The organism is Micromonospora sp. WMMA1996 (assembly GCF_002573675.1).
Lineage (GTDB): Bacteria > Actinomycetota > Actinomycetes > Mycobacteriales > Micromonosporaceae > Micromonospora > Micromonospora sediminicola.
Genome location: NZ_PDHU01000001.1, coordinates 3,456,379 through 3,472,024, shown reverse-complemented (window position 1 = coordinate 3,472,024; position 15,646 = coordinate 3,456,379). Strand labels below are relative to the sequence as shown.

11 protein-coding genes are annotated in these 15,646 nt (G+C 74.5%); 4 read left to right on the top strand and 7 right to left on the bottom strand.

Annotated features, from left to right (window positions below; translation table 11 throughout):
- The 4 genes from COO58_RS15820 to COO58_RS15805 all read right to left on the bottom strand — a co-directional run bounded on the left by COO58_RS15820 (position 1) and on the right by COO58_RS15805 (position 5,690).
- Positions 1 to 1,578, bottom strand: a complete 1,578-nt coding sequence (locus COO58_RS15820; RefSeq protein WP_255292639.1) for an HAD-IIIA family hydrolase — start codon at positions 1,576 to 1,578, stop codon at positions 1 to 3.
- Between the two features lie 35 nt (positions 1,579 to 1,613).
- On the bottom strand, positions 1,614 to 2,630 hold the full coding sequence (locus COO58_RS15815; RefSeq protein ID WP_098745519.1) for a glycosyltransferase family 2 protein: 1,017 nt from the start codon (positions 2,628 to 2,630) through the stop codon (positions 1,614 to 1,616).
- The gene (locus tag COO58_RS15810; RefSeq protein ID WP_098745518.1) at positions 2,627 to 4,279 is read right to left on the bottom strand and encodes a carbamoyltransferase C-terminal domain-containing protein; all 1,653 of its coding nucleotides are present in this window, start codon (positions 4,277 to 4,279) and stop codon (positions 2,627 to 2,629) included. Before COO58_RS15810 ends, COO58_RS15815 begins: the two co-directional genes overlap by 4 nt.
- A gap of 199 nt (positions 4,280 to 4,478) precedes the next feature.
- On the bottom strand, positions 4,479 to 5,690 hold the full coding sequence (locus tag COO58_RS15805) for a globin domain-containing protein (protein WP_091578645.1): 1,212 nt from the start codon (positions 5,688 to 5,690) through the stop codon (positions 4,479 to 4,481).
- 163 nt (positions 5,691 to 5,853) lie between these two features.
- Here COO58_RS15805 and COO58_RS15800 point away from each other — a divergent pair, with 163 nt between their 5' ends.
- Together COO58_RS15800 and COO58_RS15795 are read left to right on the top strand one after the other, a co-directional pair.
- Positions 5,854 to 6,291, top strand: coding sequence for an Rrf2 family transcriptional regulator (locus COO58_RS15800; RefSeq protein ID WP_098745516.1), 438 nt, complete (start codon positions 5,854 to 5,856; stop codon positions 6,289 to 6,291).
- A complete protein-coding gene (locus tag COO58_RS15795) occupies positions 6,291 to 6,923 on the top strand; it encodes a class I SAM-dependent methyltransferase (RefSeq protein WP_098745515.1) in 633 nt (210 codons plus the stop codon). The genes COO58_RS15800 and COO58_RS15795 overlap by 1 nt, the downstream gene beginning before the upstream one ends.
- 87 nt (positions 6,924 to 7,010) lie before the next feature.
- On the opposite strand, the gene COO58_RS15790 is transcribed toward COO58_RS15795, so the two are convergent.
- Together COO58_RS15790 and COO58_RS15785 are read right to left on the bottom strand one after the other, a co-directional pair.
- Positions 7,011 to 8,267, bottom strand: coding sequence for a hypothetical protein (locus COO58_RS15790; protein WP_091578637.1), 1,257 nt, complete (start codon positions 8,265 to 8,267; stop codon positions 7,011 to 7,013).
- Between the two features lie 96 nt (positions 8,268 to 8,363).
- Positions 8,364 to 9,017: a bifunctional 2-polyprenyl-6-hydroxyphenol methylase/3-demethylubiquinol 3-O-methyltransferase UbiG gene (locus COO58_RS15785; RefSeq protein ID WP_091578634.1), complete on the bottom strand. Its 654-nt coding sequence runs from the start codon at positions 9,015 to 9,017 to the stop codon at positions 8,364 to 8,366.
- Positions 9,018 to 9,181: 164 nt separating this feature from the next.
- Here COO58_RS15785 and COO58_RS15780 point away from each other — a divergent pair, with 164 nt between their 5' ends.
- Positions 9,182 to 11,281 carry a type IIA DNA topoisomerase subunit B gene (locus COO58_RS15780; RefSeq protein WP_172967818.1) on the top strand — a complete coding sequence of 700 codons (2,100 nt, stop codon included), beginning with the start codon at positions 9,182 to 9,184 and terminating at the stop codon, positions 11,279 to 11,281.
- Between the two features lie 32 nt (positions 11,282 to 11,313).
- Positions 11,314 to 13,803: a DNA topoisomerase (ATP-hydrolyzing) subunit A gene (locus COO58_RS15775; protein ID WP_098745513.1), complete on the top strand. Its 2,490-nt coding sequence runs from the start codon at positions 11,314 to 11,316 to the stop codon at positions 13,801 to 13,803.
- A 428-nt stretch (positions 13,804 to 14,231) separates the two neighbouring features.
- Here the strand turns inward: COO58_RS15775 and COO58_RS15770 are convergent, their stop codons facing one another.
- Positions 14,232 to 15,569, bottom strand: a complete 1,338-nt coding sequence (locus tag COO58_RS15770; RefSeq protein WP_098745512.1) for a uracil-xanthine permease family protein — start codon at positions 15,567 to 15,569, stop codon at positions 14,232 to 14,234.
- Positions 15,570 to 15,646 lie beyond the last annotated feature (77 nt).

Below are 15,646 nucleotides of genomic sequence, written 5' to 3'. Positions count from 1 at the left end.
TCAGCCGGGGGCCAGCGTGCGGATGGCGGCGACCACCCGGGCCGGGTCGAGTCCGCCCAGGCAGGGGTGTCCGGGGACCGGGCAGGTGGTGGCCCGGGTGTCGCGGCAGGGCGCGGCGGCGTCGCCGAGGCGGACCGTGGGCACCCGGTAGGGCCCCCACTGCCCGAACGGGACGGTCGGGGCGAAGAGGCTGACCACCGGGGTGCCGACGGCGGCGGCGAGGTGGGCCGGTCCGGTGTTGCCGACGACCACGCAGCGGGCGTCCGCCAGCAGCCGGGCGAGCCCGGCCAGGCCGGTCGTCCCGCCGAGGTCGACACCCCCGGCGGCGGCGACCCGGGCGGTCAGCTCCCGCTCGTCGGGACCGCCGGTGACCAGCACCCGGTGCCCGGCGGCGGCCAGCGCGGCCACGATCTCCGCGCAGTGCTGGGGCGGGCAGGCCCGGGCGGGCACCGACGCGCCCGGATGCACCACGACGTAGTCGCCGGCCGGCCGGTCCGGGACCGGCGCGTCCAGGTCGGTGCGCAGACGCAGTGCGGGTTGGTCGTGGGAGGGCAGGGGGTAGCCGGCGGCGGCGGCGAGGGAGAGGGCGCGTTCGGGTTCGGGTACGCCGGCGGGGACGCGGTGGCGGACGTCGAGCAGGGCGCCGGGGTAGTCGTCGCTGATGGCGCTGATGTGGGCGATGCCGGCGAGGCGCAGCAGCAGGGCCAGGGGCAGGGGTGACTGGTGGAAGCTGGTGAAGATGACGGCGTCGTCGGCGCCGACGGCGGCGAGCCCGGCGGTGAGGCGCCGCATGTCCTCCGGGTCCACCGGCTCGGGGGATCCGTCGATCCAGGGCAGCGCCCATTCGACGATCTCGTCGACGCCGGGCAGCAGTTCGGCGGCGGCGCGGCCACGGGGGCCGCACAGGAGCACCACCCGGTCCGCGCCGGCCGCGACCGCGCGGATCCCGGGGCCGGTGACCAGCACGTCCCCGGCGGAGTCGCTGCGGACCACGAGCACCGTGCCGGCCCGCGTGGTCCGGGGCGTCGCCGCCCGCACCGCCCGGATCCGGCGCAAAATCTCGTCCACCGCGCCGGTCAGGCTCGCGGCGGCGGCCGGCGCGGCGGCCACCTCCTCCGGCCGGGTGACCGCTGTGGGCACCAGCACGCCGGCGGCGCCGGCGGCCAGCGCCGCCGTCATGTCCCGTCCGATGTCGCCGACCACCACGCAGCGGGTGGCGACGGTGCCGAGCGCGCCGGCCGCCTCGTGCACCAGCCCGGGCGCGGGCTTGCGGCAGGCGCAGCCGTCTCCGTCGTCGTGCGGGCAGATCGCCCAGTGGTCGAACGGACCGAGCAGCTCCTCGACCCGGGCGTGGACCCGACGCATGTCCTCGGCGGTGAAACACCCCCGCGCCAACCCGGACTGGTTCGTCACCACGGCCAACCGCAACCCGGCCGCCCGCAACCGGTCCAACGCCTCCCGCGCCCCCGGCACCGGCCGCACCTTCTCCGGATCCCCGTTGTACGGCACGTCCTCCACCAGCGTGCCGTCCCGATCCAGCAGCACCGCGTCGTACAGCGAGGGACCGGTGGATGACATGGGCGAACAGTTGCCCTGGGACAAGGAGGTAAACATCAGCGTTCGGCCCCGACCGGCAGGGCGCGGGCGCGCCACCAGCCGCGTACCCAGTGGACGACCGCCAACGGCGGGATCAGCGCGCTGGTCGCGACCATCGTGGCGACCTCGTCCGGGGTGCGCGGACCGGGCGCGATCCGGGCCCGGGCGAACTCGGCGGTGCCGGCCGCCCAGCCGAGCGCGGCGAGCCCGCCGAGCACGCCGGACGCCCGCCGCGATCGGGACGACGGTCGGGTGACGGCACGGGCCGCGACGGCGGCCAGCGCCACCGCCCCGGCGGCGGTGACCGCCACGTGCCGGGGCCGTCGACCCGGCGGCAGATCCAACTCGGCACGCCAGCGACGGCCGTGGAGCCGGCGCAGCAGCGCGTCGTCGGCGTTGCCCCGCTGGGTGCGCAGGCTCACCCAGCGGCTCTCCGGGCGGACCGGGTGGGTCACCCGCCGTCGGCCCCGGACCAGCTCCCAGCCGACGCGTCGGACCCGGTGGGCCAGCTCGGCGTCCTCCCGGTAGGCGCGCGGGAACCGCTCGTCGAACCCGCCGACGGCGGCGAGCGCGACCCGGCGGTACGCCATGTCGGCGGTGATCCATCGACCCTCGGCCAGCCCGGCGGTGCCGCGTTCCCAGTCGGTCGGTCGCCGGTGGGCCGGCAGCGGCACCTGCACCACGCCCTGCACACCGCCGACCCGGCCGGGCACCGCCAGGTCGGCGCGCAGCCGACGGATCCAGTCCGGCGCGGGCACCACGTCGTCGTCGAGGAAGACCACCCACTCGCCGCGGGCGGCCCGCCAGCCCAGGTTGCGGGCCGCCGCCGGGCCCGCGCCGCGTCCGGTGAGCACCTTCGCGTACGCGGTCAGCGCTCCCGGCACCGCCAGCTCGCCGGTGTCGTCGCGCCGGTCGTCGACCACCAGCAGTTCGACCTCGGCCGGTGCGTCGTCGCCGCCGAGCTGGGCGGCGAGCGCGTCCAGCAGGGTGGCCAGGCTGGGCCGGCCCAGCGTCGGCACCACCAGGCTGATCACCGGGCACCGCCGAGCGCCCGGCGGTGCACCGCGAACGGCCCCAGGGCGAGCAGGTCCACCGGCGCGGAACCGAACAGCTCCATGGCCTCGCGCGGGGTGTCCACCATGGGGCGCCCGGCGGTGTTGAGGGACGTGTTCACCACCACCGGCAGGCCGGTGCGCCGCTCGAACTCGGCGAGCAGCTCGGCCACCAGCGGCTCGGTGTCCGGGTGCACGGTCTGCACCCGGGCGGTGCCGTCGACGTGGGTCACCGCCGGGATCCGGTCCCGCCACGCCGGCTTCACCCGGTGCACGAAGAGCATGTAGGGGCTCGGGTAGGTCCCCTCGAAGAGGTCCGCGAAGCGCTCCGCGCGCACCATCGGCGCGATCGGGCGGAACTGCTCGCGGCCCTTGACGTCGTTCATCCGGCGGGTGGTGTCCCGGTCCCCGGGGTGGGCGAGCAGCGACCGGTGCCCCAGCGCCCGCGGGCCGTACTCGCTGCGCCCCTGGTACCAGGCGACGATGCCGTTGTCGGCGAGCACCCGGGCCGCCTCGGCGGCGATCGACACCGGCCGGGTGTACGGCAGCGCGGCCCGACGCAGCTCCGCCTCCAACTCCTCGTCGGACCAGCCCCGGCCGAGGTCGGCCCCGGTCATCGGGGCGGACCGGTCGCCCAGCTCGCCGGCGACGTGCAGGGCCGCGCCGAGCGCGGTGCCCGCGTCGCCGGCCGCCGGCTGCACCCAGACGTCGCGGTACGGGCCCTCGGCCGCGATCCGGGCGTTGGCGACGCAGTTCAACGCCACCCCGCCGGCCATGGCCAGCGTGCCGGCGCCGCCGGAGGCGTCGTGGAGCCAACGGGCCAGGTCGAGGACGACCTCCTCCAGCCGCCGCTGGACGCTCGCGGCCAGGTCGGCGTGCTCCTCGCCCGGCTCCGTGCCGGGGGCGACCGCCTTGGCCAGGCTCGCCCAGTCGACCGGCTCGACCCGGAAGCCGCCGTCGTCGGTGGCCCGGACCGGCTCGCGCAGCGCGTCCAGGTGCTTCGGTGTGCCGTAGGAGGCCAGCGCCATCACCTTGTACTCGTCGCTGGAGTGCAGGAAGCCGAGGTGCCGGGTGAGGTCCTCGTAGAGCAGGCCGAGCGAGTGGGGCAGCTGCTGGGAGTGCAGCGGCGTCAGCCGGCCGTCCCGGTAGACGCCGGCCAGGTGGCTGGCGACCTCGCCCCGCCCGTCGAGCACGAGCACCGCGGTGTCGTCCCCGGCCGGCGGCGCGGCCAGCCCGGCGGAGGCGGCGTGCGCCACGTGGTGCGGCACGAAGCGCACCTTGTCCGGGTCGAGGCCGGGCAGCGCGGCGGCGAGGAACTGCGGGGCGCGACGTGCGTAGTCGACCCGCAGCCAGTCCCAGGGGTCGGCGAGGCCCAGGTCGGCGGCGTCGCGGCAGAGCCCGGGGTCGAACGAGTACGCGACCGCGTCCAGGCTGTCCACATCGACGTTCGCGCTGGCCAGGCACCAGGCGGCGGCCAGCTCGGGCAGCTCCCAGGCGGAGAAGGGCACGGGTCGCTTGCCGTGCTTGCGACGGCTGAACCGCTCCTCCTCGGCGGCGGCCACCACCCGGCCGTCGACGACCAGGGCGGCGGCCGGGTCGTGGAAGATCGCATTGATGCCGAGGACACGCATGGGAGGACCCCTACCCCGGCGATCCGCCCCTAACCTGAAGGTCATCGACTTCTCCGCAACGTCGTATCTCCGCTGTGGAGATCAACGAATGCGCTGGTCGCGGCCGTGGCGGCCGTTCTCGCTGGAAAAAGGGCCCGTGGAGTCCTGTTTCGGGGTGCCGGCGGGACGGCGCCGGTGGCGGCCCGTCCCGCCGGGTCGGTCAGGCCGGCAGCATCCCCGGGCCGAACACCTCGTAGGCGATCCGGTCGGCCGGCACTCCGCGCCGCAGCAGATCGGCGCGGACCGCGTTCATGAACGGGATCGGCCCGCACAGGTGCGCCGAGACCCCGGATACGGTCGGGATCCGCTCCGGCTCGACCAGACCGGGGGACACCTCCGCCTTGAGCCCGGGCAGGTCCGCGCCGACGGCGTCCTCGTACCAGAGCTGGACGGTGAGATTCGGCAGCCGTTCCTGGAGCGCGGGCAGCTCGTGGCGCAACGCGTGCGCGGCGGGGGTCCGGTCCGCGTGCGCCACCGTCACCTCGCGGGAGGGGTCGCGGTCGGCCAACCGGGCCAGCGCCGCCATCGCCGGGGTGAGCCCGATGCCGGCGCTGACCAGCAGCAGCGGTCCGCCGTCACCGGTGGCGTCGACCTCGCCGAAGGCCGGGCTCAACCGGAGCGTGTCGCCGACGGCCACCCGCTCGTGCAGGTGTCCGGACACCAGCCCGTCAGGCGTGCCGGCCGTGCCGCGTACCCGCTTCACGGTGATCCGCCACCGGTCGGCGCCGGGCCGGCCGGAGAGGCTGTACTGGCGGATCTGCCGACCCCGGCCACCGTCCAGGTCGACCGCCACCGAGACGTAGCTGCCGGGGATGAAGTCGGGCGCGACGCCGCCGTCGGCCGGCGCGAGGGTGAACGAGACGACGTCGGTGGTCTCCCGGGCCCGGCCGGTCACCCGCCAGTCCCGCCAGACCGGGCCGCCCTCGGGCACGCCGGCCCCGGCGTAGAGGCGCGCCTCGCGGGCGATCAGCTCGCACGCCAGCAGCCAGTAGACCTCGTCCCAGGCGGCGGCGACCGACGGGGTCACGGCGTCGCCGAGCACCTCCCCGACCGCGGCCAGCAGGTGCCGGCCGACGATCGGGTACTGGGTGGCGGTGATCCCGAGGGAGGCGTGCTTGTGCGCGATCCGGTCCAGCACCGGCCCCCAGGGCGCGCCGGCGTCGCCGGTCAGGTGCCCGGCGTACGCGGCCACGGCGGCGGCGAGGGCGGCCTTCTGCTGCCCGTTCGCCTGGTTGCCCCGGTTGAACAGGTCGAGCAGCTCCGGGTGGGCGTCGAACATCCGCTGGTAGAACCGGCCGGTGATCGCCTCGCCGTGTGCCCGCACGGCGGGCAGGGTCGCCGTCACCACGGCGGCGGAGGATTCCGAGAGCACGACTGAGTCTCCTTCTGGCGTCGAACGGGTCGATCACCACGAAACAGGAATCCAAGATTCCGCTTTAGGGTCGAAGGTCCCGGGGCCGACGTGGCGCCGGTCACCCCGACAGCGCGGCGATCTGCCCGTGTCGCGGACGGCGTCGACTGGCTAGGGTCGGGGCGTGAGGCTCAACCGGTCGACCGACATGGCGCTGCGCATCGCCATGCTGACCGCCGCGTCCCCGGTCCGCGCCACGGTGGACGAACTCGCCACCCGGCTCGCGCTGCCCCGCAGCCACGTCGCCAAGGTGGTGCAACGGTTGCAGCGGCTCGGCGTCCTGGTGACCATCCGGGGCCGCTCCGGCGGGGTGGCCTTCGCCGAGCACGCCGGCGAGCTGACCGTGGGCCAGGTGGTCCGGGCCTTCGAGGGCGACGACGAGGTGGTCAACTGCCACGAGCCGGCCTGCCCGCTGGTCGCCGGCTGCCGACTGCGCGGCGAGCTGCGCCGCGCCCAGGCCGCGTTCCTCGCCGTCCTCGACGGGGTGCGCCTCGGCGACCTGGTGGACGGCCCGGCCGGCCCGCTCCTGCTCAGCCTCGGCGCTCCGCCGGTCGGTCGCTGATGGGCGTCTCCCACCCGATCTTCGCCCGGCTCTTCGCCCGGGCCAGCGTCGCCCTGGACGAGGCCGGCGTCGCCGCGCACCGGCGGCGGCTGGTCGCCGGGCTGCGCGGTCGGGTGGTCGAGGTCGGCGCCGGCAACGGACGCAACCTGCCGCACTACCCGCCGGCCGTGACCGGGGTCCTCGCCGTCGAGCCGGAGCCGCGCCTGCGCGCGCTGGCCCGCGCCGCCGCGCCCGCCGCCCGGGTGCCGGTGACCGTGGCCGCCGGCCTGGCCGAGGCGCTGCCGGTCGCCGACGGCGCCGCCGACGCGGTGGTGTTCTCCCTGGTCCTCTGCTCGGTGCCGGACCAGGCGGTGGCGCTGGCCGAGGCGCGCCGGGTGCTCCGGCCCGGCGGTGAGCTGCGCTTCTACGAGCACGTGGTGGCGCAGACACCGGGCCTGCGCCGGGCCCAACGCGTGGCCGACGCGACGCTCTGGCCGCTGTTCTGCGCCGGCTGCCACACCGCCCGGGACACCGTGGCGGCGATCGGTGCCGCCGGCTTCACCGTCACCGGGCTGGACCGGTTCCGTTTCCCCGAGGCCGGACTCCCGGCACCGGCCTCGCCGCACGTACTCGGCACGGCGGTCCGGGCCTGACTCGCCGGCCTCGCCGCACGTGCTCGGCACGGCCGTCCGGGCCCGACCGCCCGGCGCCCCGGGAAACGGGACGCCGGGCGACCGGGGTCAGCCGACGCTGACCGTGCCGTCCGGGGCGCGGACGCAGGACACGCTGCGGGCGCCGGTCGCCGCCGCGCCGCTCAGGCACCGGCCGAGCACCTGGTGGCCGGCGGCGCTCGGGTGCCACGACTCCTGGCAGGTCTGGAAGTAGGTGCCGCAGGCGTTCGCGATCCGCTGGATGTCGAGCTTGTCGTAGCCGGAGAGGCTGGTGACGAAGACGCCGGTCGGGCCGTCCATCAGGCGGATCGGGGTGGCCAGGGCGTTCGCCGGGCTCCCCGCCGACTCGCAGAGCCGGGCGCCGTCGAACGCGCGTTGCACGTTGAGGTAGACCAGGTCGTCGGTCGGGAACTCGGCGGCCAGCGTGCCACGCACCGAACTGACCAGCGTGCCGAGCCCCTGGGAGAACCGCTGGCCGGGCGCCAGGCTGGCCCGGTGGATCGGGCAGCCGGCCGCGTACCGCTCGGCGCCCAGGGCGCGGAACTTGTCCCGGGTGTCGTCCCGGCTGTCCTCGCTCCAGTAGCTCTGGTCCAGCTCGTACGGCAGCGGGTTGGTGTAGTCCTGGAACACCACCCGGTGCTGGCCGTCGGCGTCGACCTGGTCGAGCGTGGTGAGCAGCTGCCGCAGCGCGGCGGTGGTCTCCGCGGTCGCGGCGGAGAACTGCGCCGCCGTGCCCAGGTCGGCGTCGCTGCACGGTTTCTGCTCCACCGGGCCGCCCAGGTACGCCCAGAACTCCCACCAGCCGGTCCACGCGTCGGCGATGAACCGGTTGGCGCACTTCTCCGCCACGCTGCCGAAGGTGAACGAGCTGTTGTTCGAGCCGAGGCCGACCAGCACCAGGTCGATGTCGTGGGTCTGCGCCACCGCCCGCAGCTGGTCGAGCTGGGCGGCCACCTGCCGACCCTTCGCCCGGGTGGCCGAGGCGTTGGCGATGTCGTACGGCTGCCCGCCCGAGCAGGCCAGGTTGAAGCGGGCGGCGATGCCCGGCAGCTCGGCCCGGAACAGTGAGGCGTTCGGCGAGCGGTGGCAGAAGTAGGCGTTGGCGTTCGCCGCCGACCAGCCGGGGAAGCCCTGGGCCACCCCGTTGACGTCGACCACCGGCGCGTACGCCCCGGCGCCCTCGCCGCTGATGAAGCTGTCACCCAACGCCACCGCTGCGGTGGGCAGCGCCGCGGCGGCGGGCGGGGCCGGCGCCACGGCGGCCGGCAGCGCCACCGCGGCGGCGGCCATCGCCGCCGCGAGCACGGTACGACGGAACACGGACATGCCCGACCTCCCCCTCACACATCGAAACGTGAAAGATTCTTCAAGGAGGCGATCAGATCACGGGCGTGTGACGGGCGTCAATGGCCCGACACCGGCTCAGGAACGGTGGAACTCCGCGCGCCACCGCAGCCCGCCGTCCGGCGCGGTGATCTCCTCGACCGGCCCCGGCGTGAGCCCCGCCGCGGCGAACGACTCGACCTCGGCGCGGGTCAGCGGCCACGGCGGACCGTCCACCGCGTCGCCGGGGCGCCGGCCCGCCGCGATCACCAGCAGCATCCCGCGCGGCGCCACCAGCCGCCCCACCGCGGCTGTGGCCCGCGCGCGCAGCCCGACCGGCAACGCCTGCACGTTCATGCTCTCCAGCACCAGGTCGAAGCCGCCCGCCCAGTCAGCCGGCGGGTCGAACAGGTCGGCCACCTCGTAGCGGACCGGCGATCCGGCGTGCCGCCGCCGCGCCGCCCGCACCGCGGTCGGGGAGACGTCGAAGGCCACCGTCGTGAACCCGAGGCCGGTCAGGTGCTCGGCGTCCCGGCCGAAGCCGCACCCGACCACCACCGCGCGGCGGCCGGACCCGTCCGGGCGCACCCGTGCGGTCCACTCCGCGAGCAGGGAATGCGGCGCCGCCAGGTCCCAGGGCACCTCGGCCGCACCCCGCTCGGCCTCCGCGTAGAGCCGCTCGAACCGGCCGATCGCGTCGTCCTCGGCCGACGGCCGGGAAGACGATCCCTGGCTCGTGTCGTTGACGTGCATGGACGCCTCCCCGCTCCGGGTGCCACCGGCTCAGGTGGCGGCACCGACCCGGCCCGCAGGGTAACCGGACAACGCACCGCACCCGGTGACACGGACCTGTCGGAGCGCCGGGCTAGGCTCGCTCCGGCGCGCCGCGCCCGGCGATCGCCGTGGGGGATCACACGGTGAACGGCACCACCACCGCCGAGACCTGGGAGTACGACCAGTTGACCGCACAGCCTGAGACGCTCTACGGCGCCGACGACCTCACCCACCTGGAGGGGCTCGACGCCGTCCGCAAACGCCCCGGCATGTACATCGGGTCGACCGACAGTCGTGGCGTGGGTCACCTCGTCAACGAGATCCTCGACAACTCGACCGACGAGGGTGTCGCGGGTCACGCCACGAAGGTCGACGTGATCCTGCACGCCGACGGCTCGGTCCAGGTCGACGACGACGGCCGGGGCATCCCCACCGACGTGCACGCCAAGTCCGGCATCTCCGGCGTCGAGCTGGTGCTGACCCGGCTGCACGCCGGCGGCAAGTTCGGCGGTTCGGGCTACAAGACCTCCGGCGGCCTGCACGGCGTGGGCGCCTCCGCGGTCAACGCGCTCTCCCGCCGGTTCGACGTCACCGTCCGCCGGGGCGGCAAGGTCCACGCCATGTCGTTCCGCCACGGCGTACCAGGGATCTTCGACGGCGACGGCCCCGACGCGCCGTTCACCCCCGGCCCCGGCCTGCAGATCGTCGGCGCGATGAAGCGCGGCCAGCGCACCGGCACGTCGATCCGCTGGTGGCACGACCCCCGCTACTTCGAGACCGGGGCCGCGCTCGACACCGAGGCGGTCCGGCTCAAGCTGCGCAACACCGCCTTCCTGGTCCCCGGCGTGGCCTACCGGCTGCGCGACGAGACCGGCGAGGAGGCGGTCGAGGAGCGCTTCCACTTCCCCGACGGCCTCACCGACATGGTGGAGTTCCTCTCCCCGGCCGGAGACCGCCCGGTCTCCGGCACGCTGCTGGTCACCGGCGAGGGCACCTACCGCGAGAACGCCGCCGACGCCAACGGCGTGATGCAGTCCAACGTGCAGCGCCGGGCCGAGGTCGAGATCGCGTTCCGCTGGGGCACCGGCTACGAACGCACCGTCGAGTGCTTCACCAACACCATCCGCAACGCCCACGGCGGCACCCACCGCAAGGGCTTCGAGCGGGCCCTGGCCCGCACCCTGGCCGACGCCGCCCGCGCCACCCGCGGCCTGCTCAAGCCCAAGGAGGACGCGCCCACCCTGGACGACGTCCTGGAGGGCATGACCGCGGTGGTGCACGTGCGCATCCCGGAGCCGCAGTTCACCTCGCAGACCAAGGACGAGCTGTCCACCGCCGGCATCACCAAGGTGCTCCAGGGCCTGGTCGAGGCGCACCTCAAGAGCTGGCTGGAGGACCGCCGCACCAAGGCCGAGGCCCGCACGGTGCTCCAGAAGATCGTCGACGCGGCCCGGGTCCGGCTCACCCAGAAGCAGCAGAAGGACGCCGCCCGCCGCAAGACCGCGCTGGAGGGCGCGGCGATGCCGGCGAAGCTGGTCGACTGCCGGGCCACCGGCGTCGAGCGCAGCGAGCTGTTCATCGTGGAGGGCGACAGCGCGTTGGGTACGAGCCGGATGGCCCGCTCCTCGGAATACCAGGCGCTGCTGCCCATCCGCGGCAAGATCCTCAACGTGCAGAAGGCCAACCTCCAGCAGGTGCTGGACAATGCCGAGTGCGCCGCGATCGTGCAGGTGCTGGGAGCCGGCTCCGGCCGCACGTTCGACCTGTCCACGATGCGCTACGGCCGGGTCCTGATCATGGCCGACGCGGACGTCGACGGCGCGCACATCCGGACGCTGCTGATCACGCTTTTCGCCCGTTACATGCGACCGTTGATCGAGGCCGGCCGGCTCTACGCGGCGATGCCGCCCCTGCACAAGATCACCACCAGGGGGCGCAACCCGCAGACCGTCTACACCTACACCCAGGCCGAGATGGAGGCGACGGTCCGCAAGCTGGAGAAGGCCGGCAAGCAGATCGTCACCCCGATCCCGCGCTTCAAGGGCCTCGGTGAGATGGACGCCGACGAGCTCTGGGACACCACCATGAACCCGGCCACCCGGGCGGTCCGGCGGATCACGCTCGACGACGTCGAGGCCGCCGAGCGGATCCTCGAACTGCTCATGGGGGAGAAGGTCGAGCCACGTCGCAACTGGCTGATCGACTCCGCCGACCGCGTCGACCGCGACGCCATCGACGCCTGACCCTCGGGTTCGTTTCGGAAGGAAGCTGCACCATGGCACGCCGCAAGGACGACCGCGCCAAGGCGGACCTCTCCGCCTTCGACCAGGCCGGCGCCCGGGTCTTCGACAACCCGTTGGTCACCGAGGTCTCGGACTCCTACCTGGAGTACGCGTTCTCGGTCATCCACTCCCGGGCTCTGCCGGACGCCCGGGACGGGCTCAAGCCGGTGCACCGGCGCATCCTCTGGTCGATGTACGAGCAGGGCCACCGCCCGGACCGGGGCCACGTCAAGAGCGCCCGGATCGTCGGTGACGTCATGGGCAAGTACCACCCGCACGGCGACACCGCGATCTACGACGCGATGGTGCGGCTGGCGCAGGACTTCTCGCTCAACGTCCCGCTCATCGACGGGCACGGCAACTTCGGGTCCCCGGACGACGGACCGGCGGCGGCGCGCTACACCGAGGCCCGGATGTCGCGGGAGGCGATGCTGCTCACCGGCGAGCTGGGTGAGGACACCGTCGACGTCGAGCCCAACTACGACGGCTCGCTGACCCAGCCCACCGTGCTGCCGGCGGCCTTCCCGAACCTGCTGGTCAACGGCGCGTCCGGGATCGCGGTCGGCATGGCGACCAACATGATCCCGCACAACCTGGGCGAGGTGGTGCAGGCCGCCCGCTGGCTGATCAACCACCCGGACGCCACGCTGGACAAGCTCATGGAGTTCGTGCCCGGGCCAGACCTGCCCACCGGCGGGCTGCTGCTCGGCCTGGACGAGGTGCGCCGGGCGTACGAGACCGGGCGCGGCGTGGTGCGGATGCGCGGCCGGGTGCAGATCGGTCCGCTGGAGGGCAGCCGCGGCCGGCAGGCCATCACCGTCACCGAGCTGCCCTACGGCGTGGGCGCCGAGAAGGTCATCGCGGCCATCACCAACGAGGTCAACAAGACCAAGCGGCTGACCGGCATCGCCGACGTCAAGGACCTGACCGACCGGGAGAACGGCACCCGCCTCGTCGTCGAGTGCAAGGTCGGCGTCAACCCGCAGGCGCTGCTGGCCGACCTCTACCGGCTCACCCCGCTGGAGCAGTCGTTCGGCGTGAACAACCTGGTGCTGGTGGACGGCCAGCCGCGCACGCTCGGGCTCAAGGAGCTGCTCGAGGTGTTCCTGTCGCACCGCTACGAGGTGGTGACCCGCCGCAGCTCCTACCGCAAGCGCAAGCGGGAGGAGCGGCTGCACCTGGTCGACGGCCTGCTGGTCGCGCTGCTCGACATCGACCGGGTGGTCAAGCTGATCCGGGCGAGCGAGGACGCCCAGGCGGCCAAGGACGGCCTGATGCAGAAGTTCAAGCTCTCCGAGATTCAGGCCGGCTACATCCTGGACACCCCGCTGCGTCGGCTCACCAGGTACGACCGGCTGGAGCTGGAGGCGGAGCAGGAGAAGCTGCGCGGCGAGATCGCCGAGCTGTCGAAGATCCTCGACGACCCGAAGGTGCTGCGGAAGCTGGTCTCGGACGAGCTGGCCGCGGTGGTCAAGCAGTTCGGCGCCGAGCGGCGCACCACGCTCGTCGACGGCGATCTCAAGGAGGTCCTCGCGGCATCGGTGCCGGCCGGCCCGCTGGAGGTCGCCGACGACCCGTGCCAGGTGATCCTCTCCGCCACCGGCCTGGTGGCCCGCACCGCGGCCGAGTCGGAGGAGGCCGCCGAGGCGCGCCGGCGCAGCGGCCGGGTCAAGCACGACGCGGTACGCGCCGTCGTCCACTCCACGGCCCGCGGCCGGGTGCTGGTGGTGACCAGCGCCGGCCGGGCGTTCAAGATCGACGTCCTGCCGTTGCCGGTGCTGCCGGAGCAGTCCGGCACCGTGTCGCTGCGCGGCGGCATGTCGGCCGCCGAGCTGGTGCCGTTGGAGCCGGGGGAGACGGTCGTCGGGCTGGCCCCGCTGGGTCCGTCCGCGCCGGGGTCACCCGGCCTGGCGCTCGGCACCCGGCAGGGCGTGGTGAAGGTCTGCGCGCCGGACTGGCCGGTCCGCTCGGACGAGTTCGAGGTGATCTCGCTGCGTGACGGCGACGAGGTGGTCGGGGCGACCTGGCTGACCGACGCCGCCGAGACGCTGGCGTTCGTCTCCTCAGAGGCTGCGCTGCTGCGTTTCCCGGCGTCCCTGGTCCGGCCGCAGGGTCCCAAGGGGGGCGGGATGGCCGGCATCAGCCTGCCGGCCGGCGCTCGGGTGGTCTTCTTCGGCGCGGTCCGCACCGACGACGCGACGCATGGCGAGCCGATGGTGGTCACCTCGACCGGCGCCACGGTGAAGGTGACGCCGTTCAAGGCCTATCCGGCGAAGGGCCGGGCGACCGGCGGCGTACGGGCCCAGCGGTTCCTCAAGGGTGAGACGGACCTGTCGGTGGCCTGGATCGGCCCCCGCCCGGTGGGCGCCACGGCCAACGGTGACCCGGTGGAGCTGCCGCCGGCCGACCCGCGTCGCGACGGCTCCGGTTTCGCCGTGATGCTCGGCCCCACCGTGGTCGGCCACCACATCGACCGCGACTGACCCACACCCGCCCGCCCGGCGGGGCTCGGCCTCGCCGAGCAGCGGTTCAGCGCCATCCTCGACCGGCCGAACCGACCCGCGACCGGTGCCCGCATCGGGCACGGGCGGCAGCCGTCGGGCGGAATGCTCACCGTCGGTAGCCGCGCGGGCGAGCACACCACCAGAGAGCGATATACCGCTGGGTCATAAGTATGACTCAGCGGTATATCGGCCGACGATGGTCAACCGTCCCGCGGGAGAAGCCGTGGGTGTCCCGGTCCCGGAGCACCTGTTCCTCGCGCAGGCGCGCCGCCGCGGCCCCGGCCCTGCGGAGCCGGCCCGGTCCGGCCCGGCCGACCCGCCTCGGCCCGGCCGACCCGCCTCGGCCCGGCCGACCCGCCTCGGCCCGGCCGACTCGCCTCGGCCCGGCCGACCCGGCCGGCTTCCGGTCAGAGTTCGGGTTCGGGGCCTCGGCGGGACTCCGGGGTGGTGCCGCGCAGGCGGGCGATCAGGCGCATGCCGTGATAGATCACCAGCGCGGCGGCGGTGCCCAGGGCGATGCCGTTGAAGGACAGGTCCCCGGCGGTGAGCGTGTAGTTGGCGGCGCCGACGATCACCGCGACCGCGGCGGTCAGCAGGTTGACCGGGTCGTGGAAGTCGACCCGCCCCTCGATCCAGATCCGGGCCCCCAGGATGGCGATCAAGCCGTACAACGCGGTGGTGGCCCCGCCGAGCACGCCGGCCGGCACGGTGAGGATCAGCGCGCCGAACTTCGGGCAGAGCCCGAGCAGGATCGCGGTGCCGCCGGCCACCCAGTAGGCGGCCGTCGAGTAGACCCGGGTGGCGGCCATCACGCCGATGTTCTCCGCGTACGTGGTGGTGCCGGAGCCGCCGCCGGAGCCGGCGAGCACGGTGGCGACGCCGTCGCCGAGGAAAGCGCGGCCCATGTCCCGGTCGAGGTTGCGGCCGGTCATCGCGGCGACCGCCTTGACGTGCCCCGCGTTCTCCGCGATCAGCACCAGGATCACCGGGATGACCAGGACCACGGCCCGGAGGCTGAAGCTCGGCGTGTGGAACTCCGGCAGCCCCACCCAGGCGGCCTGCCGCAACCCGCTGACCGCCTGCTGGTCGAGCTGACCGGTCAGCGCGGCGAGCACCCAGCCGACCACCACGCCGAGCAGGATCGACAGCCGGGCCAGGAAACCGCGGAAGACGACGGTGGTGACCAGGATCGCGGCCAGGGTGACCAGGGCGATCAGCGGTTGCGCCTTGACGCCGGTGCCGGCGCCGCCGCCGTCCCAGGCGACCGGCGCGAGGTTCAGGCCGATCAGCGCGACGATCGCGCCGGTGACCACCGGGGGCATCAGCGCGTCGATCCAGCGGGCGCCGGCCAGGTGGACCACCACGCCGACCAGGGCGAGCGCGACGCCAGCGACGACGATGCCGCCGAGCGCGGCGCCGATCCCGCCGCCGGTCTTGGCCGCCAGGACCGGCGCGATGAACGCGAACGACGACCCGAGGTACGACGGCAGCCGGTTGCCGGTGATCAGCAGGAACAGCAGCGTGCCGATGCCGGAGAAGAAGAGCGTGGTGGCCGGCGGGAAGCCGGTGATCAGCGGAACCGTGAAGGTGGCGCCGAACATGGCGACCACGTGCTGCACGCCCACGCCGACGGTGCGCGGCCAGGAGAGCCGTTCGTCGGGGCGGACCACGTCGCCGGGGCGTACCGAGCGGCCGTCGCCGTGCAGGGCCCACGGGGACCGGCGGGTGGTGGGGGACTGGGTCATCGGTCGCCCTTTCCGTCGTCGGGTGACGGGGGCGTGATCGACCCTGGGAGTTGTTTCTAGCACGGAGTCGGCCCACG